The 20,266-nt window shown below is 71.8% G+C and carries 15 protein-coding genes and 1 tRNA gene; 7 read left to right on the plus strand and 9 right to left on the minus strand.

Going from position 1 to position 20,266, the window contains the following annotated elements; translation table 11 throughout:
- Positions 1 to 34 precede the first annotated feature (34 nt).
- From ACFFHC_RS06230 to ACFFHC_RS06255, 6 genes are all read right to left on the minus strand, one after another.
- Positions 35 to 1,195 carry a GNAT family N-acetyltransferase gene (locus ACFFHC_RS06230; protein WP_083323440.1) on the minus strand — a complete coding sequence of 387 codons (1,161 nt, stop codon included), beginning with the start codon at positions 1,193 to 1,195 and terminating at the stop codon, positions 35 to 37.
- Positions 1,196 to 1,200: 5 nt separating this feature from the next.
- Positions 1,201 to 5,070 (minus strand): multifunctional oxoglutarate decarboxylase/oxoglutarate dehydrogenase thiamine pyrophosphate-binding subunit/dihydrolipoyllysine-residue succinyltransferase subunit, encoded by a 3,870-nt coding sequence (locus tag ACFFHC_RS06235; protein WP_101849030.1) that lies wholly within the window; start codon positions 5,068 to 5,070, stop codon positions 1,201 to 1,203.
- A 240-nt stretch (positions 5,071 to 5,310) separates the two neighbouring features.
- Positions 5,311 to 6,126, minus strand: coding sequence for an ABC transporter permease (locus tag ACFFHC_RS06240; protein ID WP_070703813.1), 816 nt, complete (start codon positions 6,124 to 6,126; stop codon positions 5,311 to 5,313).
- 1 nt (position 6,127) lies between these two features.
- The gene (locus ACFFHC_RS06245; RefSeq protein ID WP_070703815.1) at positions 6,128 to 7,105 is read right to left on the minus strand and encodes an ABC transporter ATP-binding protein; all 978 of its coding nucleotides are present in this window, start codon (positions 7,103 to 7,105) and stop codon (positions 6,128 to 6,130) included.
- Positions 7,106 to 7,368: 263 nt separating this feature from the next.
- Positions 7,369 to 8,277 carry a DUF559 domain-containing protein gene (locus ACFFHC_RS06250; RefSeq protein ID WP_141494438.1) on the minus strand — a complete coding sequence of 303 codons (909 nt, stop codon included), beginning with the start codon at positions 8,275 to 8,277 and terminating at the stop codon, positions 7,369 to 7,371.
- A gap of 296 nt (positions 8,278 to 8,573) precedes the next feature.
- Positions 8,574 to 8,645 (minus strand) — tRNA-Arg (locus tag ACFFHC_RS06255).
- Positions 8,646 to 8,753: 108 nt separating this feature from the next.
- Between ACFFHC_RS06255 and argS the strand changes: the two genes are divergently transcribed.
- Complete coding sequence (argS, locus tag ACFFHC_RS06260; protein ID WP_141494953.1) at positions 8,754 to 10,397, plus strand: arginine--tRNA ligase; 1,644 nt, start codon at positions 8,754 to 8,756, stop codon at positions 10,395 to 10,397.
- Between the two features lie 338 nt (positions 10,398 to 10,735).
- On the plus strand, positions 10,736 to 12,592 hold the full coding sequence (gene rho, locus ACFFHC_RS06265; RefSeq protein ID WP_141494954.1) for a transcription termination factor Rho: 1,857 nt from the start codon (positions 10,736 to 10,738) through the stop codon (positions 12,590 to 12,592).
- A 73-nt stretch (positions 12,593 to 12,665) separates the two neighbouring features.
- Here the strand turns inward: rho and ACFFHC_RS06270 are convergent, their stop codons facing one another.
- Positions 12,666 to 13,892, minus strand: coding sequence for an SPFH domain-containing protein (locus ACFFHC_RS06270; protein ID WP_070703283.1), 1,227 nt, complete (start codon positions 13,890 to 13,892; stop codon positions 12,666 to 12,668).
- Between the two features lie 32 nt (positions 13,893 to 13,924).
- On the minus strand, positions 13,925 to 14,380 hold the full coding sequence (locus ACFFHC_RS06275) for an NfeD family protein (protein ID WP_101849026.1): 456 nt from the start codon (positions 14,378 to 14,380) through the stop codon (positions 13,925 to 13,927).
- A 236-nt stretch (positions 14,381 to 14,616) separates the two neighbouring features.
- Between ACFFHC_RS06275 and rpmE the strand changes: the two genes are divergently transcribed.
- From rpmE to prmC, 3 genes are all read left to right on the plus strand, one after another.
- The gene (rpmE, locus tag ACFFHC_RS06280; protein WP_070703281.1) at positions 14,617 to 14,832 is read left to right on the plus strand and encodes a 50S ribosomal protein L31; all 216 of its coding nucleotides are present in this window, start codon (positions 14,617 to 14,619) and stop codon (positions 14,830 to 14,832) included.
- 70 nt (positions 14,833 to 14,902) lie between these two features.
- Positions 14,903 to 15,973, plus strand: a complete 1,071-nt coding sequence (prfA, locus tag ACFFHC_RS06285; protein ID WP_070703280.1) for a peptide chain release factor 1 — start codon at positions 14,903 to 14,905, stop codon at positions 15,971 to 15,973.
- Between the two features lie 4 nt (positions 15,974 to 15,977).
- Entirely contained in the window at positions 15,978 to 16,892 is a 915-nt protein-coding gene (gene prmC, locus ACFFHC_RS06290) for a peptide chain release factor N(5)-glutamine methyltransferase (RefSeq protein WP_238329957.1), read from the plus strand.
- A gap of 9 nt (positions 16,893 to 16,901) precedes the next feature.
- Here prmC and ACFFHC_RS06295 read toward each other — a convergent pair whose 3' ends face one another.
- Complete coding sequence (locus ACFFHC_RS06295; RefSeq protein ID WP_070703286.1) at positions 16,902 to 17,597, minus strand: pentapeptide repeat-containing protein; 696 nt, start codon at positions 17,595 to 17,597, stop codon at positions 16,902 to 16,904.
- 101 nt (positions 17,598 to 17,698) lie between these two features.
- Between ACFFHC_RS06295 and ACFFHC_RS06300 the strand changes: the two genes are divergently transcribed.
- Positions 17,699 to 18,979 (plus strand): L-threonylcarbamoyladenylate synthase, encoded by a 1,281-nt coding sequence (locus tag ACFFHC_RS06300; RefSeq protein ID WP_202820446.1) that lies wholly within the window; start codon positions 17,699 to 17,701, stop codon positions 18,977 to 18,979.
- Positions 18,976 to 20,253: a serine hydroxymethyltransferase gene (glyA, locus tag ACFFHC_RS06305; protein ID WP_070703288.1), complete on the plus strand. Its 1,278-nt coding sequence runs from the start codon at positions 18,976 to 18,978 to the stop codon at positions 20,251 to 20,253. Before ACFFHC_RS06300 ends, glyA begins: the two co-directional genes overlap by 4 nt.
- Positions 20,254 to 20,266: the final 13 nt, after the last annotated feature.

The following is a 20,266-nucleotide window of genomic DNA, read 5'->3' on the forward strand; positions in this document are numbered from 1 at the left end:
CATCGCGTGCGCCGGACCGTGGTGTCGACGCCTCTCAGCCCTGCGGGACCTGCAGGGTGGCGTGCCAGGTGTCGGTGGAGTACTTGGTGCGCCACCCCATTGCCGAGTAGATCTCGTGTGCGTTGGTGGGGGAGCTCGCGTCGACCTCCAGGTCCACGAACTGGCGCCCGCGCTCGGCGGCGTCGCGGATCACGGCGTGCAGGAGGCCCTTGGCCGCGCCGCGGCCGCGGGCGGCGCGCGTCACGCCGAGGTACTCCACGTAGCTGCCCACCGCCTCCGGGACGGCCTGCTGGAGGCCCTCCTCGGCGCGGCGCAACTGCTCGTCGAGCGGCCCGTCATCGAGCACCGCGGCGGCGATGACGGCCCCGGCGGGGGTGCCGTCCTCCTCGAGCTCGGCGATCCACCAGTGGTCCCACCGGTGGGCGCGGTCCTCACGCAGCCGGCTCACGAACTCCAGGAAGGGCTCGGGCTGGCTGTTGAAGTGGTCGCGGAAGGAGTCCTCCAGCGTCTGGTGCACCTGGCGCAGGTCGTCCTCGTTGGGCAGGCGGCCCGAGGTGTTCTGGTCGACCATGCGGATGACCAGCCCGTCCTTCGGCGCACCGAGCGTCTCCACGTCGGCCTCCGAGGGGTCCACCGGGCGACGCATCTGCCACCACGTGCGCGTGTGCTCGAAGCCCACCTCGGCGAGGCGCTCACGGGTGAACGTGTCCGCCTCGTAGGGGCTGGCGTCCAGCGTCGTCTCCTGCACGCCGCGGCGCCACGCGATGCGGATCGCCGCCGCGCGGCCCCAGGCGAACAGGGCCTTCCAGACCTGTACCGGGTCCACGCCCTCGACCTCCCCGGCCACGAGCCGGGGGTCGAGGTAGACGTCGAGCATCACGCGGTGCACGGCGCGGTCGTGGACGTTGACCCAGCCGCGCACCTCGCCCTCGGCGTCCTGGGCGATGCGGTGGAAGCGGAACTCCGCACCACGGCCCAGGACGCGGTCGTCGACGTCCACCCAGGCGGTGCTGGCCTTGCCCAGCACCGCCTCCTGGTGAGCGGCGAGCAGCCGGGTCATGGCCGGCGTCTCGGCCGAGACCGGCTTGCGCAGGTGCCAGCCGGTGGGCAACTGGTCCTCGCCGTCCACCACGTCGTCGGTGATGTCCAGCGAGAGGGCCAGCTCGCGGTGGTAGCGCTCGCGGAAGGCGTCCACGGGGCTCACTCCTCGAAAGCGCGGCGGATCAGGTCCGCCTGCTCGTTCTTGTGCTTGGAGCCCACGCCGGTGGCCGGGGAGGCCGAGGCCGGACGGGCCACCGGGCGGATCTCGCGCTCCTCACCGTGCTCCGCGAGGGCGCCCGGCAGGTTGACCTTCATGTACGGCCACGCGCCCTGGTTGAACGGCTCGTCCTGCACCCACACCAGCTCGGCGTCGGGGTACTGCGCCAGCTCCTGCGCCAGCTCCTCGGCCGGCAGCGGGGCGAGCTGCTCCACGCGCACGATGGCCACGTCCTTCGCGCCACGCTTGTCGCGCTCGGCGGCCAGGTCGTAGAACACGCGGCTGGAGCACACCAGCACCCGCTTGACGGCCTGGGCGTCCGGCTGGGCCGGGTCACCGAGCACCGGCTGGAACCGGCCCTCGGTGAAGTCCTTCACCGGGCTCACGGCGGCCTTCACGCGCAGCAGCTGCTTGGGCGTGAACACCACCAGCGGGCGGCCGGGCTCGCTCTCGGCCTGCTTGCGCAGCAGGTGGAAGTGGTTGGCCGGCGTGGACGGGTAGGCCACGGTCATGTTGTTCTCGGCCACCAGCGTCAGGAAGCGCTCGATGCGGGCCGAGGAGTGGTCCGGGCCCTGGCCCTCGTAGCCGTGCGGCAGCAGCAGCACCACGCGGGAGCGCTGGTTCCACTTCTGCTCCGAGGAGGCGATGAACTCGTCGATGATCGTCTGGGCGCCGTCGACGAAGTCGCCGAACTGGGCCTCCCAGAGCACGAGGGCCTCGTCGTCCTCCACCGCGTAGCCGTACTCGAAGCCGAGCACCGCGTACTCGCTCAGGAGCGAGTCGTAGACGTCGAAGCGGCCCTGGTCCTCGCTGATATGACGCAGCGGGGTCCACTCGTCGGCGGTCACGTTGTCCACCATCACGGCGTGGCGCTGGGTGAACGTGCCGCGGCGGACGTCCTGGCCGGACATGCGCACGTCACGGCCACCGGCCAGCGTGGCACCGAAGGCGAGCAGCTCGCCCATGCCCCAGTCGATGTCGCCCTCGGTGGTCATCGCGGTGCGGCGCTCGAGCAGCTTGCCGAGCTTGGGGTGCACGGTGAAGCCCTCGGGCACGTCGGAGAAGACCTCGCCGAGCCGCTTCAGCAGCTCCGGCTCGATGGAGGTGTCGAGGGGGGAGTCCCACCCGTGCTCCACCTGCTCCTGGTCCTTCTGGCCGGCGTTGCCGTTGGCCGCGTTCTCCTTGAGGGCCTGCTTGGTCTCGGTGAAGACCGACTCCAGCTTCTGCTGGTAGTCCTGCAGCATCGCCTTGGCGTCGTCCTCGGAGATGTCGCCACGGCCCAGCAGGGAGTCCTGGTAGATCTTGCGCACGGAGCGCTTGTTGTTCACCAGGTTGTACATCTGCGGCTGCGTCATCGAGGGGTCGTCGCCCTCGTTGTGACCACGGCGGCGGTAGCAGACCAGGTCCACCACGACGTCCTTGTGGAAGGCCTCGCGGTAGGCGAAGGCCAGCTCGGCCACGCGGGCGCAGGCCTCGGGGTCGTCGCCGTTCACGTGGAACACCGGCGCCTCGATCATCTTGGCCACGTCGGTGGAGTAGCGCGCGGTGCGGCCCTCCAGCGGCGAGGTGGTGAAGCCCACCTGGTTGTTGACCACGATGTGGATGGTGCCGCCGGTCTTGTAGCCGGCCAGGCCGCTCATCTGCAGGGTCTCGGCCACGACGCCCTGGCCCGCGAAGGCCGCGTCACCGTGCAGCAGGATCGGCAGCACCGGGTACTCGCCGTCCTGCGTGGCCACGCGGTCCTGCTTGGCGCGGGCAATGCCCTCGAGCACCGGGTTCACGGCCTCCAGGTGCGAGGGGTTGGCGGCCAGGTAGACGCCCACCTCGTTGCCCTCGTCGTCGCTGTAGGTGCCCGAGGTGCCCAGGTGGTACTTCACGTCGCCCGAGCCGTGGGCCGAGCCGGACTCGCCCTCGAACTCGCGGAAGATCTGGGCGTAGGACTTGCCGGCGATGTTGGCCAGCACGTTGAGGCGGCCACGGTGCGGCATGCCGATGCACACCTCGGAGAGGCCGTTCACGGCGGCGTCGCGCAGGATGATGTCCAGCATCGCGATGACGGACTCGCCACCCTCGAGGCTGAAGCGCTTCTGGCCCACGAACTTGGTCTGCAGGAAGGTCTCGAAGGCCTCGGCGGCGTTCAGGCGGCCCAGCAGGTTGAGCTGCTCCTCGCGGTCCGGCTTCTCGAACGGCTGCTCCAGCTGCTCCTGCATCCAGCGGCGCTGCACCGGGTCGGAGATGTACATGTACTCCACGCCGATGGTGCGGCAGTAGGAGTCGCGCAGGATGCCCAGGATGTCGCGCAGCGGCAGGCGGGCGGAGCCGCCGAAGCCGTTGGTGGCGAAGGTGCGGTCCAGGTCCCACAGGGTCAGGCCGTGGGTGTTGATGTCCAGGTCGGGGTGGCGCCGCAGGGTGTACTCCAGCGGGTCGGTGTCGGCCATGAGGTGGCCGCGCTCCCGGTAGGCCTGGATGAGCGCCTGCACGCGGGCGTCCTTGGAGAGGTCGTCCTCGTGCACCGCGGCGATGTCCGGGGTCCAGCGCACCGGCTCGTAGGGGATGCGCAGGGACTGGAAGATCTCGTCGTAGAAACCCTCCTCGCCCAGCAGGTAGCCGTGCACCAGCTTGAGGAACTCGCCGGAGGCCGCACCCTGGATGACGCGGTGGTCGTAGGTGGAGGTCAGCGTGAGGATCTTGCTGACGGCGTCCTTGGCGATGCGCTCGGGGGCCATGCCCTGGAACTCGGCCGGGTAGTCCAGCGAGCCCACGCCGATGATGGCCGACTGGCCGGACATGAGGCGCGGCACGGAGTGGTTGGTGCCGATGCCGCCGGGGTTGGTCAGCGACATCGTGGTGCCGGTGAGGTCGCTGACGTCGAGCTTGTTGTCGCGGGCCTTGGCCACCATCGCGTCGTAGGCGAACCAGAACTGGGTGAAGTCCATCTGGTCGGCGTTCTTGATGCTCGGCACGAGCAGCGTGCGGCTGCCGTCCGGCTTCTTCATGTCGATGGCGATGCCGAGGTTGAGGGTGCCCGGGTCGGTGACGGTGGGCTTGCCCTTCTCGTCCGTGCCGTACAGGAAGTTCATGTCCGGCATCGCGCGCACGGCCTTGACTAGCGCGTACCCGATGAGGTGGGTGAAGCTGATCTTGCCACCGCGGTTGCGCGCCAGGTGGCCGTTGATGACGATGCGGTTGTCGATCAGGGCCTTCGCGGGCACGGCGCGCACGGAGGTGGCCGTGGGCACCTCGCGGGAGGCGTCCATCGCCTTGACGATGGCGGCCGCGGTGCCCTTGATCTTCTCGGTCTTCGCCTCGACCTCGCCCTGCACGTCACGCGGGCCGGGCATGTCGCGGCTCAGCGGGCGGCGGCGCGGCGGGATGAGGCCCTCGGCCGGCGCGGTGTCCTCGCGCAGCACGGTCGAGCGCTTCTGCGACGGGACGACCTTCTCGGCCGGAGCGCGGCGCACCTTGGCCGGACGCTCGGGGGCCTCGTCGGAGGTCGGGTCGGCGGCCGCGGCCTTCACCGGGTCGACCGGCTTCTCGCCGGTCGCGTCCTTGCCAGCCTTCTCGGCCCGCGCGCGCTCCTTGGCCTGCTCGGCCGGGGCGGAGTCGCTGCCGGTGGCCTTCGGGGAGGACTTCTTCGTGGCGGAACCAGCCTGCGGGGCGTCGCCGCCCTCGGGGCTCCAGGTGGCGAAGAGCTCCTGCCACTCGGTGCCCACCGAGTCAGGATCCTCACGCCACTGGTCGTACATGTCCTCCACGAGCCAGTCGTTGGCCCCAAAGGTGGCCTGGGCGTCGGAGGAGTGGTTCTGGGCCACGGTGGATGCGCCTTCTTCCCTGCACTCGAGGTCACGAACGCCGTCCGGCACCCGGGATCAGGGCACCGCGCACGGCACTGCTGGGCACCAGCCTAATGCGTGGCCCCGACGCGGGGTGAAGGCGGGCCGCGTGGTCTGGAGCACGTCCCGGGCGCGCCTCGGGCGGGTGGCGACCACGAGGGTCGTCCACCCGCCCGAGGCGGTGTCGTGCGGCTCATGGGCAGCCGCCGAAGGGTGGTGTCAGTCGACGTCCTTGCGTGCGCGGCGGAGACCACCCAGCAGGAGTGCCACGGCGGCGTAGGCCGCGAGCGCCAACCCGCCGGCCCACGGCTCCAGCGGATCCCACACGCCGCCGGCATCGCTGCGCGTCAGCGCACCGGTGACCGGGCCCGGCAGGTAGCGCGCGACGTCACCCACCCAGTCGAAGGCGAAGGCGAGTCCGGCGATCACGTTGTCGCCGATGAGGGTGGCCACAAAACCGATGATCACCGTCGCCAGCGTGCTGTTGGTGAGGAGTGCCAGCCCCAGGCCGAGCAGCGCCCAGAGGACGTGCGCCACCACGAAGGTGCCGAGTGTCACGGCGAGCTGGGCCGGCTCCGGGAAGGGCTCGAGGGCGTCGAAGACCCCCGTCAGCGCCGCGCCGAACCCGACGGCCACCACGAGGTGGGTGAGACCGGTCAGGAGCGCGACGACGATGGCGGCGACCACCTTTCCACCGAGCACCGACCAGCGGCGCGGGACGGCGGTGAAGGTGGCGGTCCACGTCTTGTGGGCGGTCTCGTTGCCGGCCACCAGAGCGCCGCCGGTGAAGGCCAGCAGGTAGCCGAACATCAGAGGGGAGCGGTAGACGCTCTCGATCATGGTGCGCGGGTCGTCGAGACCCGGGATCTGCCCGGAGTTGCGCGCCTCCTCCAGAGCAGGATCGCTCAGGAGGGAGTCGTACTGCCAGGCGTTCAGCGCCACGATCCCGGCGGCGACGACCGCCAGGATCAGGCACAGGACCCACCACCACTTCAGGGTGAAGACCTTGCGGAGCTCGGAGTTGATGGTTCCCATGTCAGACCTCCGTGTTCCGGTTGCCGTGCTGGTCGGTGAGCTTCACGAACATGTCCTCCAGGCTGCTGCTGGCGGCGGACAGTCCGTGGATGGGCTGGCCCGCGGCGAGCGCGGTGTCACCGATGAGGACGGCGTCGCCCGACTCCACGTCCAGGGTGGTGGGGCCGGTGACGGTCGCACGCACGCCCCGCTCGGCCAGCACCCGGGCGAGCGCCTCGGCATCGCGGGTGACCACGTGGGTGCCGGAGTCGGTGTCCAGGCTCGCGAGGGACCCGGAGGTGACCATGCGCCCGTTGGCGATGATGACCACGTCGTCCACCGTCTGCTGCACCTCGCTGAGCATGTGCGAGCTGATGAGCACCGTCTTGCCCTGCTCGTGGGCCATGTGACGCAGGAAGTCGCGGAGCCAGCGGATGCCCTGCGGGTCCAGGCCGTTGGCCGGCTCGTCCATGACGAGCACCTTGGGGTCTCCCAGCAGGGTGACGCCGAGGCCAAGGCGCTGACGCATGCCCATGGAGTAGCCGCCCACCTTCTTGCGGCTGGCCGCCGGGATGCCGACGAGCTCGATGATCTCGTCCACCCGGGAGTCCGGGATGCCGTGGGTGGCGGCGATGGTGCGCAGGTGGTTGCGGCCGGAACGGGCGGGGTGGAAACCGGTGGCCTCGAGGGCGGCACCCACCGTGTGCAGCGGGCGCGCCAGGTCCTTGTAGTCGTGGCCGTCGATGGTCGCGGTGCCCGAGGTCTTGCTGATCAGGCCGAGCAGCATGCGCAGGGTGGTCGTCTTGCCGGCGCCGTTGGGGCCGAGGAAGCCGGTGATGCGGCCGGGCTCGACGGTGAAGCTCAGGTCGTCCACGGCCTTGAAGCTGCCGTAGTGCTTGGAGAGGTTGCGGACCTCCACGCGGGCGCCGCGGGCGTCGCCGGCGGCACCGCGGCCCGTGGGCTGCGGCGTGGGGCCGTCCGTCTGCAGGGCAGTGCTCATGTCACCTCCTGGTGGGTGGGGCCCGGTCCGTCCGGGCCGTTGGATCGTTGGGTGGACCCATTCCATCACCGCCCTGGGGTGGAGGCGGGTGAACCGCAGGACGGCATCGCGTGACATCCGTCATCCCGGAGAGGGAGACCCGCCCCCCCTCCCCTCGTTGAGTCGTCGTTCGTCGGGGTGGAATCTCCGCTGGGACCCCGACGAACGACGACTCAACGAGGGGAGGGGGCCGCGACGAGAGGGACGGGGCGGCTGGGGAGGTGTCAACCGCGGGCGGTGCGGAGCCTGCGTCGCAGGTCGGCCAGCCAGAGGTGGTGCTGCCCGGCCCAGAGGTCGCGTCGGGTGAGCGTGACGACCTGGAAGCCCAGGTCCCGGAGCATCTCCGTGCGGCGGAGGGTGGCCTGTCGGGCTTCGGGGTCCTCGTAGTGGGTCTCACCGTCGTACTCCACGATGACGCGCTCCTCCTCCCAGAGCATGTCCACCTCCGCCACGACCTCGCCCCACTGGCCGGCCACGGCTGCGTTGAGGGCCGGCTCGGGCAACCCCTCCTGCACGACGAGGACCCGGGCGTGGGACTCCGCGGGGGATCGGGAACCGGTCCGGATGAGCCCCAGGGCGGTGCGGGCCAGCCGGATCCCGGGGGAGCGTCGGCGGCGCGCGACCGCCTCCTCCAGCCGTTCCACGGCACGTCCTGTCCACCGGTTCACGAGGTGGTCCCCGGCCACGACGAGGGCGGTGAGGCCCCAGTGCCCGGGTGCGGCCAGGTCGAGCCAGGTGTCCTCGGGGCCCACGGTCAGCACCCCGTCGACGACCTGGGCCCGTCGGCGTTCGAGGCGGGCGTGGGCGATGACCCCCGGTCGCCTCACCCGGAATCCGTCGGCGCGCCGGACGTGCACGGCGTGTTCGGCCGTGGCCGGCCGCGGCATCGGAAAGCCGTGCAGGACCGCCGCGGAGTCACAGCTGATGGCGGTCCCGTGGGGGAGCCCCGTGGCGACGGCCGCGATGCGGGCCAGGGCCGTGGTGGCCTCCCGGCGGGAGCGGACTCCCCGCATCGGCACGTGCCACGCCGGGTTGCGCAGGACGTCTGGCGTGAGTCCTTGCTGCAGCGCTTCTGCGCAGGTGAAGTGGTCGGGGGTGGTGGCTGGGAGCCGAGGCTGCGCGTCTCGAGGCATGTCCACAGGGTGAGCGGGACAGGTGGGCGTGGGCGGTCCCCGCTCGGTGGGATGTGGACGAGCCGTCGATGCAGGGCGTCCGTCCCCAGCCACCCCCCTCGTTGAGTCGTCGTTTGTCGGGGTCACATTGGCTGTGGGACCCCGACAAACGACGACTCAACGAGGGGGCCAGGGAGTGGGGAGGGGGCCAGGGAGTGGGGAAGGGGGAAGGGGTCGGCAGGTGCGGGGCAGACGGTGGGGCTCGCTCCCGGGGACGTAGAAGGCCCGGTCCTGGTGGACCGGGCCTTCTACGTGTGCGCCCCCGGCAGGATTCGAACCTGCGCACCCGCCTCCGGAGGGCGGTGCTCTATCCCCTGAGCTACGGGGGCACGTGGTCTGCCTGTCGGGCGGACAACGAGGTACGACCTCGCGCTTTCGCGCCGTCCAGCCATGGACCGAGGGGATACCTTACCAGCGCTGTCGATAGGGTGCGCCCCATGACGCCCGAACAGCTCGCACAGGCCATCACCACGGCGCTCCAGGCCGCCGTCGACGCCGGGGAGATCTCCGTCGAGGTCCCCGCCGAGGTCCGCGTGGAGCGACCCAAGGACCGCAACCACGGCGACTGGGCGAGCAACCTGGCCCTGCAGCTGGCCAAGAAGGCCGGCATGAACCCGCGCCAGGTGGCCGAGCTCGTGGCCGCGCGCCTGCGGGAGGCCGAAGGTGTGGCCGCCGTCGACATCGCCGGCCCGGGCTTCCTCAACATCACCCTCGATGCCGCGAGCGCCGGCGAGCTGGCCCGCACCATCGTGGAGGGGGCCGAGGCCTACGGTGACAACGAGGCGCTCGTCGGCCACACGATCAACCTCGAGTTCATCTCGGCCAACCCGACCGGCCACCTGCACATCGGCCACACGCGCTGGGCCGCGCTGGGTGACTCGATGCGGCGCCTGCTCGCCGCCTCCGGTGCCGACGTGACGGCCGAGTACTACATCAACGACGCCGGCACGCAGATGGACAAGTTCGGCGAGTCCGTGCTGGCCGCGGCGCTGGGGGAGCCCACCCCCGAGGGGGGCTACCCGGGCGAGTACGTGCAGGAGCTGGGGCAGAAGGTGCTCGAGCAGCGCCCCGACCTGGGCGACCTGCCGCGCGCCGAGGGCGTGGCCACCGCCCGGGAGCTGGGTTACCCGCTGATGCTCGGCCTGATCCAGGACACCCTGGAGCGCTTCGGGGTGCACTTCGACGTCTGGTTCAGCGAGCAGAGCCTCCACGACGAGGGCGCCGTGGACAAGGCCATCGCCCGCCTGCGCGAGCAGGGACACGTCTACGACGCGGACGACGCCGTGTGGCTGCGCACCACGGACTTCGGCGACGACAAGGACCGCGTGCTCATCCGCAGCAACGGCGAGCACACCTACTTCGCCAGCGACGCCGCGTACTACCTCTCCAAGAAGGACCGCGGCTTCACCGAGAAGATCTACCTGCTGGGCGCCGACCACCACGGCTACGTGAACCGCCTCAAGGCCATCAGCTCGGCCGCCGGCGACGACGCGGACAAGAACATCGAAATCCGCATCGGCCAGCTCATCTCCATCAACGGCGCCCGCCTGAGCAAGCGCGCCGGAAACGTGGTGGACCTGGACGACATGCTCGACTGGATCGGTGCCGACGCCATCCGCTACTCGCTGGCGCGCTACCCCGCGGAGACCCCGCTGAGCCTGGACGGCGAGGAGCTGCGCAAGCAGAGCAACGACAACCCGGTCTTCTACGTGCAGTACGCCCACGCGCGCACCGCCAACGTGGCGCGCCTCGCCCAGGCCGATGGGGTGGACCGCGCCGACGGCTTCGACCCGGCCCTGCTCGACCACGAGACCGAGGCCACCCTGCTGGCGGCCCTCGGCGACTTCCCGCGGGTGGTGGCCCAGGCCGCCGAGCTGCGCGAGCCGCACCGGGTGGCGCGCTACCTGGAGGACCTGGCCGGCGCGTTCCACAAGTGGTACGACGCCTGCCGCGTGCGCCCCCGTGACGGCGAGGAGGTCACCGACCTCCACCGCAGCCGCCTGTGGCTCAACGACGCCACCGGTGTGGTGCTGCGCCGTGGTCTGGACCTGCTGGGGGTCTCGGCGCCCGAGCGCATGTGAGGACGGCGTCCCGGTGACGGGGGGCGGTGCGGGGACACCCGCACCGCCCCCGTCGGCGTGTGGCGCAGGTCGCCGGGCCGGGTGGTACTGTGACGGCGTCGGCGGGAACCTCGTTCCACCCGGCATCTCAAGGCCTGAGGGTCGTCCCCCCGTCTCCGACACAGTCGTCGTCTGAGACGTGGACGTGATGACGGACCCGGTGCACACCACCTCGCCACGTACGGCGAACCCTGCAGGCCGGCAACCGAGCACGACGGGGCGCCCCCATGTGGCGTGCCCGGTGCCGTGCCGACATCCATCACCGCTGCGCCCCGTCGGCGCAGGTTGGAAGGACTTGCATGACTGACCAGACCCAGCCGGCCGAGAGCCCGAAGCGTTCCACGGCCCTGAGCGCCCTCCGCCTGGCAGAGCTCCAGGAACTGGCCGCCAGCATGGGCATCGACACCACGAAGAAGCGCAAGGGGGACCTCGTCGCAGAGATCCGCCAGGCGCGCGTGGACGCCGGTTCGGCCCGTGGCGTGGAGCCCGTGGCCGCACAGCCGGCCGCGCAGGAGGCGCCGGTCGCCTCGCGCGAGGAGCAGGCCGAGGCGCCTGCGGCTGCCGAGGAGACGGACCGCCGCGAGGGCGGGGAGTCCCAGCAGGGCGGCCAGGAGGAGGGCTCCTCCCGCACCCGCCGGGGCCGCCGGGGCGGCCGGTCGCGTGGGGAGGCCGGGGGCGACGACGCCCGCGACCAGGGCGCCCGTGACCGTGACGACCAGCGCCGCGGGGACCGTGGCGAGCGTGACGACCGCGGTGAGCAGGGGCGCGACGAGCGCGAGGAGCGCCGTGGCGAGGGCGACGACGACCGCCAGCACGGCCCGACCGACGGTCGTGACGACGAGGAGCGCGGCGGCCGCCGCCGCAACCGTCGCAACCGCCGCAACCGTGGCCGCAACCGCGACGACGAGCAGGGCCGCGACAACGGCGGGCGCGACCAGCAGCGCGGCGGCCAGCATGACGACGCCGACCTGGTGCCGATCGCGGGCATCCTGGACGTCTTCGACTCGTACGGCTTCGTGCGCACGACCGGTTACCTGCCGGGCCCGAGCGACATCTACGTGCCGCAGCAGATGATCAAGCGCCACGGTCTGCGCAAGGGTGACGCCGTGGTGGGCCGCATCAAGCCGCGCCACGACCTCGACGACGACATGTCGATGCCGGCGCCGCAGCAGGGCCGCCGCAACCAGAAGGCGAACAAGAACAAGTTCAACGCCCTGGTGAAGGTCGACCAGGTGAACGGCATGTCCCCCGAGGACGCCAAGCGCCGCGTCGAGTTCGGCAAGCTCACCCCGCTCTACCCGCAGCAGCGGATGCGCCTGGAGGCCGGGCAGAAGAACTACACCAACCGGGTCATCGACCTGGTGGCGCCGATCGGCAAGGGCCAGCGCGGCCTCATCGTGGCACCGCCGAAGGCCGGAAAGACCATGATCCTGCAGTCGATCGCCAACGCGATCACGCAGAACAACCCCGAGGTGCACCTCATGATCGTCCTGGTGGACGAGCGCCCCGAGGAGGTCACCGACATGCAGCGCACGGTCAAGGGTGAGGTCATCGCCTCCACCTTCGACCGCCCGGCCGACGACCACACCACCGTGGCCGAGCTGGCCATCGAGCGCGCCAAGCGCCTCGTGGAGATGGGCCAGGACGTCGTGGTGCTGCTGGACTCCATCACCCGTCTGGGCCGCGCCTACAACATCGCGGCGCCGGCCTCCGGCCGCATCCTGTCCGGTGGTGTGGACTCCAGCGCGCTGTACCCGCCGAAGCGCTTCTTCGGTGCCGCTCGCAACATCGAGAACGGTGGCTCGCTCACCATCCTCGCCACCGCCCTGGTGGAGACCGGCTCCAAGATGGACGAGGTGATCTTCGAGGAGTTCAAGGGCACGGGAAACATGGAGCTGCGCCTCTCGCGCCAGCTGGCCGACCGTCGCGTCTTCCCGGCCGTCGACGTCAACGCCTCGGGCACCCGCAAGGAGGAGATCCTCCTCAACGCCGAGGAGCTCAAGGTGGTCTGGAAGCTGCGCCGCGTGCTCGCCGCGCTGGACACCCAGGCCGCGATGGAGCTGCTCCTGGACCGCATGAAGAAGACCACCGGCAACGGCGAGTTCCTCATGCAGGTGCAGCAGACCTCCTCGATCAAGCTCGACGACGAGGACTGAGCGCCCGGCGCACGCAGTGCAGAGAGCCCCTCACCGGTGATCCGGTGAGGGGCTCTCTGGTGTGGGGGAGGCGTCAGCCGCGCGGGAACCCGTCGGTCGGGTCCTCCGGCTGCACCTCACCGCTGGGGACGTCGTCCCGCATCGGCGAGTTCTGCTGCGGCACCTGCTGCGTGGTGTCCAGGCCCGGGTTGCTCTGCACCGGCGAGCCGCCGGCCGGGGTGGAGCCCCCCAGGCCGCCCATGCCGGCCGCCGAACCGCGGCGCTGGCTGGTGGAGTCCGCGGCCTCGTCGGTGGCCCCCGCCGCCTCGGCGCGGGCCTTGCGCAGCGCCTCGGCCGGGTCCTCCAGGGTGGCCTCCTCGATGTCGAGGTGCATGGCCTCGCCCTTGACGTTCTCCTGCAGGTGGGCCGACGCGCCGTCCAGGGCGCCCTGGCCGCCCAGGATGCCGCCCACGCCCTTGAGGGCGTCGGTGATCTCGCTGGGGAAGAAGAACATCTTGTTGGCGTCGCCCTCGGCGATCTTGGGCAGCGCCTGCAGGTACTGGTAGGCGAAGACCTTGCTGTCCGGGTTGCCCCGGTGGATGGCGTCGAACACCTGCATCACGGCGCGGGACTCACCCTGCGCGCGCAGCACGGCGGCCTGCGCGTCACCCTCGGCGGTGAGGATGGCGGCCTGCTTCTCACCCTCGGCCGTGAGGATCTGCGACTGCTTGACACCCTCGGCGTTGAGGATGGCCGCACGACGGTCGCGCTCGGCGCGCATCTGCTTCTCCATCGAGTCCTGCACGCTGGGCGGCGGGTCGATGGCCTTGAGCTCCACGCGGTTGACGCGGATGCCCCAGCGGCCGGTGGCCTCGTCGAGCACGCCGCGCAGGCGACCGTTGATCTGGTCGCGACTGGTCAGCGTCTGCTCGAGGTCGAGCGAACCGATGACGTTGCGCAACGTGGTGACGGTGAGCTGCTCGATACCCGAGATGTAGTTGGCGATCTCGTAGGTGGCGGCCTTGGGGTCGGTCACCTGGAAGTAGATGACCGTGTCGATGGAGACCACCAGGTTGTCGCTGGTGATCACCGGCTGCGGCGGGAAGCTCACGACCTGCTCACGCAGGTCGACCGTGGCGCGCGGCTTGTCGATGAACGGGATGAGCAGGTTGAGGCCGGCGTCCAGCGTCTTGCTGTAGCGGCCCAGGCGCTCGACGATGACGGCGGTCGCCTGCGGCACGATCTTGATGGATCGCACCAGCACGACGACCACGAACAGCAGCAGCAGCACGAGTACCACTGCGGTGATGGCTTCGGGCACGTCTCCTCCTCGGGGACTGTGGGTCGGACGGGTCAGGCAGGGAGGCGCTCGATGCGCGCGGTGGCTCCGTCGATGCGGGCGATGCGGACGCGCTCGCCGACGGCGAAGGTCTCACCGTCCCACTGGGGGCGGGCGCTCCAGATCTCTCCGTGGAGCTTCACCGTGCCGGCCAGCTCCGTGACCGGCTCCGCCACGAGGGCGTCGCGACCGGTCAGGGCGGCGGCGTTGGTGACGGCCAGCGGGGTGCTCTCCTCCAGGCGGCGGCGCAGCACGGGGCGCACGAAGAAGAGCAGCACCAGGGCGCTGAGGCAGAACAGCACGAACTGCCCGGTGAGGTTCAGGCCCAGAGCAGCGGCCACCATGGCCACCAGGGCGCCCGCCGCCAGCATCAGGAACATGAAGTCGAGCGTGAGCATCTCGATCGCTCCGAGGGCGAGGGCGGCGCCCAGCCACCAGAGCCACTGGGAATCGCGCAGGAAGTCGAACATGGGTGAACTGTAGGACGCATCACCACCGAGGGGGCATGGCACCGAGGGGGGACGGGGGAGGGGTGGCCGGGTGGCCCGTCCCACCCGCGTCGGAGGCGGTTTGCCAGCGGGCTGACGGCGCTGGCAGAATGCTCCGTTGCGTCCGGTTCACGTCAGGCCCCGATCGGGGAACGCGGCGTCCCGTCCACACGGGCACGCGGACGACCCGGACATCCCCATCCAGCGAGGAGAGACCCATGCGCAAGGACATTCACCCCGCGTATGACACCACCGAGGTCGTGTGCACCTGTGGCGCCACCTTCACCACCCGCAGCACCGCCGCGAACGGCCGCATGAACGTGGACGTCTGCAGCCAGTGCCACCCCTTCTACACCGGCAAGCAGAAGATCCTGGACACCGGTGGTCGCGTGGCGCGCTTCCAGCAGCGCTACGGCAACAAGGCCGGCAACTGAGACTTCTGGTCATGGCCGGGGTTCCCCACGGGGGCCCCGGCCATCATCATGTCCGGATGAGGGAGGCCCGATGAGCGACGCCCTGCAGGAGGCCCTGGCCGAGCACGCCCGGCTGGAGGCGCTCATGGCCGACCCCGAGGTGGTGTCGGACCCGACGCGCCTGCGCGCCACCGCGCGGCAGTACAGCGCCCTGGAGCCGGTGGTGCGGGCCGCCGGACGGGTGGGGCAGGCCGAGCAGGACCTCGCCGCCGCCCGGGAGCTGGCCGCGGAGGACCCCGAGTTCGCGGCCGAGGCCGAGGCGCTGGCCGCGGAACTCGAGGAGGCCCGGACGGCGCTGACCCGCGCGCTGCTCCCGCGGGACCCGGACGACGACCGGGACGTGATCCTGGAGGTGAAGGCCGGCGAGGGAGGCGCCGAGTCCGCGCTCTTCGCCGGCGAGGTGGTGCGCATGTACCTGCGGCACGCCGAGCGGGAGGGGTGGTCGGCCACGGTGGCCGAGTCGACCGCCTCGGACCTGGGCGGGGTGAAGGACGCGCGCGTGGTGGTCCGCGCCGGGTCGGCCCCGGCCGGACGGATGCCCTGGTCGCGGTTGAAGTTCGAGGGCGGGGTGCACCGCGTGCAGCGGGTGCCGGTGACCGAGTCGCAGGGACGCATCCACACCTCGGCCATCGGGGTGCTGGTGCTGCCCGAGGTGGAGGACCCGGCCGAGGTGGAGATCTCCCCGAACGACCTGAAGATCGACGTCTTCCGCAGCTCGGGGCCGGGTGGCCAGAGCGTCAACACCACCGACTCCGCCGTGCGGATCACCCACCTGCCCACGGGTGTGGTGGTGACCTGCCAGAACGAGAAGTCGCAACTGCAGAACAAGGAGGCCGCCCTGCGGGTGCTGGCCTCCCGACTGCGCCGGGCGGCCATGGAGGAGGCCGCGGCGGAGGCGAGCGAGGCGCGGCGGGCGCAGGTGCGCACCGTGGACCGCAGCGAGCGGGTGCGCACGTACAACTTCCCCGAGAGCCGGGTGAGTGACCACCGCAGTGGGTACAAGGCGCACAACCTGCCCGCGGTGCTGGACGGGGACCTGGGGGCGGTCATCGACTCGCTCGTGGCCGACCACGAGGCCCGTCTGCTGGCCGGGGAGGGCTGAGGGCGTGGCGACGGTGGAGCTCACCGCCCTGCTGCGCTCGGCGACGCAGCGGCTGGCCGAGGCCGGCTGCTCCAGCCCGGCCCCCGATGCGGCGGCGTTGCTGGGCCACGCGGTGGGGTGCGATCCCGCCGAGGTGCACCGGAGGGCCCTGCTGGGGCACGCGGTGGACGCGGACGGCCCGGAGGTGGCCGCGCTGGAGGACGGCGTGGCACGGCGGGCCGCCCGTGAACCGCTGCAGCACGTGCTCGGGTACGCCTGGTTCGCCGGGGCGCGCCTGACCGTGGGGCCGGGGGTGTTCGTGCCGCGCCCGGAGACCGAGCTGCTCGTCGAGCGGGCCGGCGAGATCCTCGCCAGCAGGGGTGAGGGTCGAGTGCAGGTCGAGCTGGTGGACCTCTGCACCGGGAGCGGGGCCGTGGTGCTGGGCGTGGCGGCGGCGGTGGAGCGCCGTCGTCAGGCGGGGGAGCGCCTGCCGGAGCTGGTGCTCCGGGCGGTGGAGATCGACCACCGTGCCGCGGAGTACGCCGAGCGCAACATTGAGTCCACGGGGATGACCGTCGACCTCAGGGTGAGTGATGCCCGCGTGGAGTTCGCCGATCGCGAGGGCCAGGCGGACCTCGTGGTGTCCAACCCGCCGTACGTGCCCGACGGGGCCGTGCCGGACGACCCCGAGGTAGCCGACCACGATCCCGAGCGCGCCCTGTACGGCGGGTCGCCGGACGGGCTCGCGGTGCCGCTGCAGCTCGCCCGCCACGCGGCGACGCTGCTGCGCCCGGGCGGGTGGCTCCTCATGGAGCACGACGACACCCAGGGGGAGTCCCTGCCGCGGCTGCTCGGCGAGCTGGGGTACGTGGACGTGGTTGACCACCGCGATCTCGCGGGACGGCCCCGCTTCGTGGAGGGGCGCTGGCCGGGGCGGTGAGCCCGGGCCTCAGGCCTCCTGCACCACCACGCCGAGCTGCGCCCCGGCCAGCCGGGCCAGCTGGGCCGGGGTCACCACCGCGCCGGTGAGCTGCTCCAGGGGCAGGTCCTCGGGGAGGCCCGCTCCCCGCAGGTCCGCGCCGGCCAGGTCCGCCCCCTCCAGCTGGGCGCCGAGGAGATCGCACCCGTCGAAGGTGGCACCGCGGAGCACGGCCCGGGCGAGGACCGCCTCGGTGAGCCGGGTGCCCCCGAACGTGTTGCCCTCCAGCTGGGCGCCGGTGAGGTCGGCCGCGAAGGCCGTCCCGCCCGCCAGGGTGAAGCCGAGGCCCCGTGTGGCCGACAGGCGGGTACCGCTCAGCCGGCAGCCGTCGAGGACCGCGCCGGAGAGGAGGGCCTGCTCGAACGAGGCGTGGGCGAGGTCCACCCCCTCGAAGCGGGCGTCGCACAGGTCGGCGGAGTCCCACCGGGTGGCGTCCCACCGGCCGCCCAGGACGCGCAGGCCGTCCGCGGTGGCGTGGTCGAGCCGGCACCCGGTGGCGGTGCAGTCCCGCAGGACGAGGCCGCTCAGCTCGGTGCCGCGCAGGTCGAGCTCCGGCAGCGTGCAGCGCTCGAGGATGACCCCCTCGAGGGCTGCGTGGCGCACGTTCTGCTCCGAGAGGGTCCGGTCGGCCCAGGTGGTGGGTGCGGGGGTGGGCTGGTCGGGCACAGGGACTCCCGGGGAGCAGGGGCAGGTCACGGTGAGCCTAGGGCCGCTGGCGGGGTGCGGGGCGTGAAAGACTGCACCGACCGCACCCCAGGAGGACAGGCATGAGCCCGGTGTTCGACTGCACCGAACCCACCGACGAGCAGCGCGACGAGGCCTTCGACGCGGCGCAGGAGGCGCTCGCGGAGGGTCGCGTCGTCGTGCTCCCCACCGACACCGTCTACGGCGTGGCCGCCGACCCCTTCCACGCCGAGGGCGTGCCGAACGTGCTCGCAGCCAAGCAGCGCGGGGCGGACAAGCCGCCGCCGGTGATGGTGCCCAGCATCCGCACCGTGGACGGCCTGGCCACCTCGCTGCAGCCCTACGTGCGGAGGCTGCTCAGCGAGTGCTGGCCCGGCCCGCTCACCGTGGTGGTGCAGGCCCAGCCCTCCCTGCAGTGGGACCTCGGGGCCACCAACGGCACCGTGGCGCTGCGCATGCCTGACCACGACCTGGCGCTGCGCCTGCTCTCGCGCACCGGTCCGCTCGCGGTGACCAGCGCCAACGTCACCGGTCAGCCGGCCGCCACCACCGTGCTCGAGGCGGCCACGCAGCTGGGCTCGGCCGTGCAGGTGTACCTGGACGGCGGGCCCACCCCCGGCAACCGCCCGTCGACCATCCTCGACTGCACCCGTCCCAGCCCGGTGATCCTGCGCATGGGGGCCCTCTCCGTGGAGCGTCTCGAGGAGGTGCTCGGCGAGGAGGTGCACCTGCGCCTCTCGCCCGCGGAGCCCGAGCCCGCGGCGGACCGCGAGGCCCTGGAGAAGGAGCTCAGGGCCGCCGGCCGGTCCACCGAGGCGCCGGCCGCCGCCTCCGACGGGGCCGTGCCGCACGACCTCACCGAGGCCCCGGTGGAGGACCCGGCCGACGTGCCCCTCATCGACGACGAGGACGAGGAGGCCGGCCGCCGCGAGGAGGCCGAGCAGGAGGCGTGGCTTGCCCGGCTGGAGGAGCAGGAGACGCAGGCCGTGCCGGTCCACCACCCCCTGACGGCTGGCCCCGAGGAGTCTCCGGTGGCGGCGGCCGGGGCGCCGACCGGCCCGGCCCCCAGAGGTGCCACCAGCCTGCGGATGTCCCAGGCCCACGAACTGCCGCCCGAGCCCCCGTCGGAGGAGGTCGTGGAGGACGACGGCGTGGCCCAGGCCCACGAGCCGACGGCCTCGACGCTGCGCACGGTCGCCGTGCCGGTGGACCGGGAGTTCGACGTGGTCGAAGTGGACGCCGAGGGACACGAGGTGCACGACGCCCCGACGCGTAGGCTGCGCAGTGGCCGTGCCCACGAGGCGGGCCCCTCCGCCGACGCCCCGTCGGCCACCCCCGTCAACGACGACAGGAGCACACGATGAGCCAGCCCCCCTTCTTCGGCCCTGACTACACGATGCTGGAGCAGCAGGACCCGGAGATCGCCGCGATCCTGCTCTCGGAACTGGAGCGTCAGCGCACGGGCATCCAGCTCATCGCCAGTGAGAACCAGACCAGCCCCGCGGTGCTCACCGCGCTGGGCTCGACCCTGTCGAACAAGTACGCCGAGGGCTACGCCGGTCGTCGCTACTACGGTGGCTGCGCCGAGGTGGACAAGGCCGAGAACCTGGCCATCGCCCGTGCCAAGGAGCTCTTCGGCGCCGACCACGCCAACGTGCAGCCCCACTCGGGCGCCTCGGCCAACCAGGCCGTCTACGGCGCGTTCGCCAAGCCCGGCGACACCATCCTGGCGATGAGCCTGGACCACGGCGGCCACCTCACCCACGGGTTCAAGGTGAGCTTCTCCGGCAAGTGGTTCAACGCCGTGCACTACGGCGTGAGCGCCGAGACCGAGCACATCGACTACGACGAGGTGGAGCGCCTGGCCAAGGAGCACCGCCCCAAGATCATCCTCGCCGGTGGCTCGGCCATCCCGCGCCTCATCGACTTCGAGCGCTTCCGCGCCATCGCCGATGAGGTCGGGGCAATCTTCTGGGTGGACGCCGCCCACTTCATCGGCCTGGTGGCCGGTGGCGTGATCCCCTCGCCGGTGCCGCACGCCGACGTCGTCTCCTTCACCACGCACAAGGTGCTGCGCGGCCCGCGCGGCGGCGCCATCGTGTGCAAGGAGGAGCACGCCTCGAAGATCGACAAGGCCGTCTTCCCGATGATGCAGGGCGGCCCGCTCATGCACGCCGTGGCCGCCAAGGCCGTGAACTTCCACGAGTGCCTGCAGCCGGCGTACAAGGAGTACGCGGCCAAGGTCGTGGAGAACAGCAAGACGCTGGCCGCCGCCCTGGGCGAGCACGGCCTGCGCCCGATCTCCGGTGGCACCGACACCCACCTCTCGCTGCACGACCTGCGCGAGCTGGGCGTCTCGGGCAAGGACGCCGAGGCCCGCTGCGACGCGGCCGGCCTGGTGCTCAACAAGAACACCATCCCCTTCGACCCGGCCCCGCCGATGCTGGCCTCCGGCGTGCGCGTGGGCACCCCCGCCGTGACGACCCAAGGCATGGGCGTCGAGCAGATGCAGACCATCGCCGACCTCATCGCGAAGGCCGTCACGCAGGGCGAGGGTGAGCCCGAGGGCGCCGTCTCCCGCGAGATCCGCGCCCAGGTCGACCAGCTGACCGAGCAGTTCCCCGCCTACCCCCGCTGAGCACCCGCCGGCC

The organism is Kytococcus schroeteri (genome assembly GCF_042433515.1).
GTDB lineage: Bacteria > Actinomycetota > Actinomycetes > Actinomycetales > Dermatophilaceae > Kytococcus > Kytococcus schroeteri.

What these genes read in the sequence shown, in the direction of transcription:
- ACFFHC_RS06240 (WP_070703813.1), bottom strand. Translation starts at nt 6,126, where the DNA reads ATGGGAACCATCAACTCCGAGCTCCGCAAGGTCTTCACCCTGAAGTGG.
- ACFFHC_RS06245 (WP_070703815.1), bottom strand. Translation starts at nt 7,105, where the DNA reads ATGAGCACTGCCCTGCAGACGGACGGCCCCACGCCGCAGCCCACGGGC.
- ACFFHC_RS06250 (WP_141494438.1), bottom strand. Translation starts at nt 8,277, where the DNA reads ATGCCTCGAGACGCGCAGCCTCGGCTCCCAGCCACCACCCCCGACCAC.
- argS (WP_141494953.1), top strand. Translation starts at nt 8,754, where the DNA reads ATGACGCCCGAACAGCTCGCACAGGCCATCACCACGGCGCTCCAGGCC.
- rho (WP_141494954.1), top strand. Translation starts at nt 10,736, where the DNA reads ATGACTGACCAGACCCAGCCGGCCGAGAGCCCGAAGCGTTCCACGGCC.
- ACFFHC_RS06275 (WP_101849026.1), bottom strand. Translation starts at nt 14,380, where the DNA reads ATGTTCGACTTCCTGCGCGATTCCCAGTGGCTCTGGTGGCTGGGCGCC.
- rpmE (WP_070703281.1), top strand. Translation starts at nt 14,617, where the DNA reads ATGCGCAAGGACATTCACCCCGCGTATGACACCACCGAGGTCGTGTGC.
- prfA (WP_070703280.1), top strand. Translation starts at nt 14,903, where the DNA reads ATGAGCGACGCCCTGCAGGAGGCCCTGGCCGAGCACGCCCGGCTGGAG.
- ACFFHC_RS06300 (WP_202820446.1), top strand. Translation starts at nt 17,699, where the DNA reads ATGAGCCCGGTGTTCGACTGCACCGAACCCACCGACGAGCAGCGCGAC.
- glyA (WP_070703288.1), top strand. Translation starts at nt 18,976, where the DNA reads ATGAGCCAGCCCCCCTTCTTCGGCCCTGACTACACGATGCTGGAGCAG.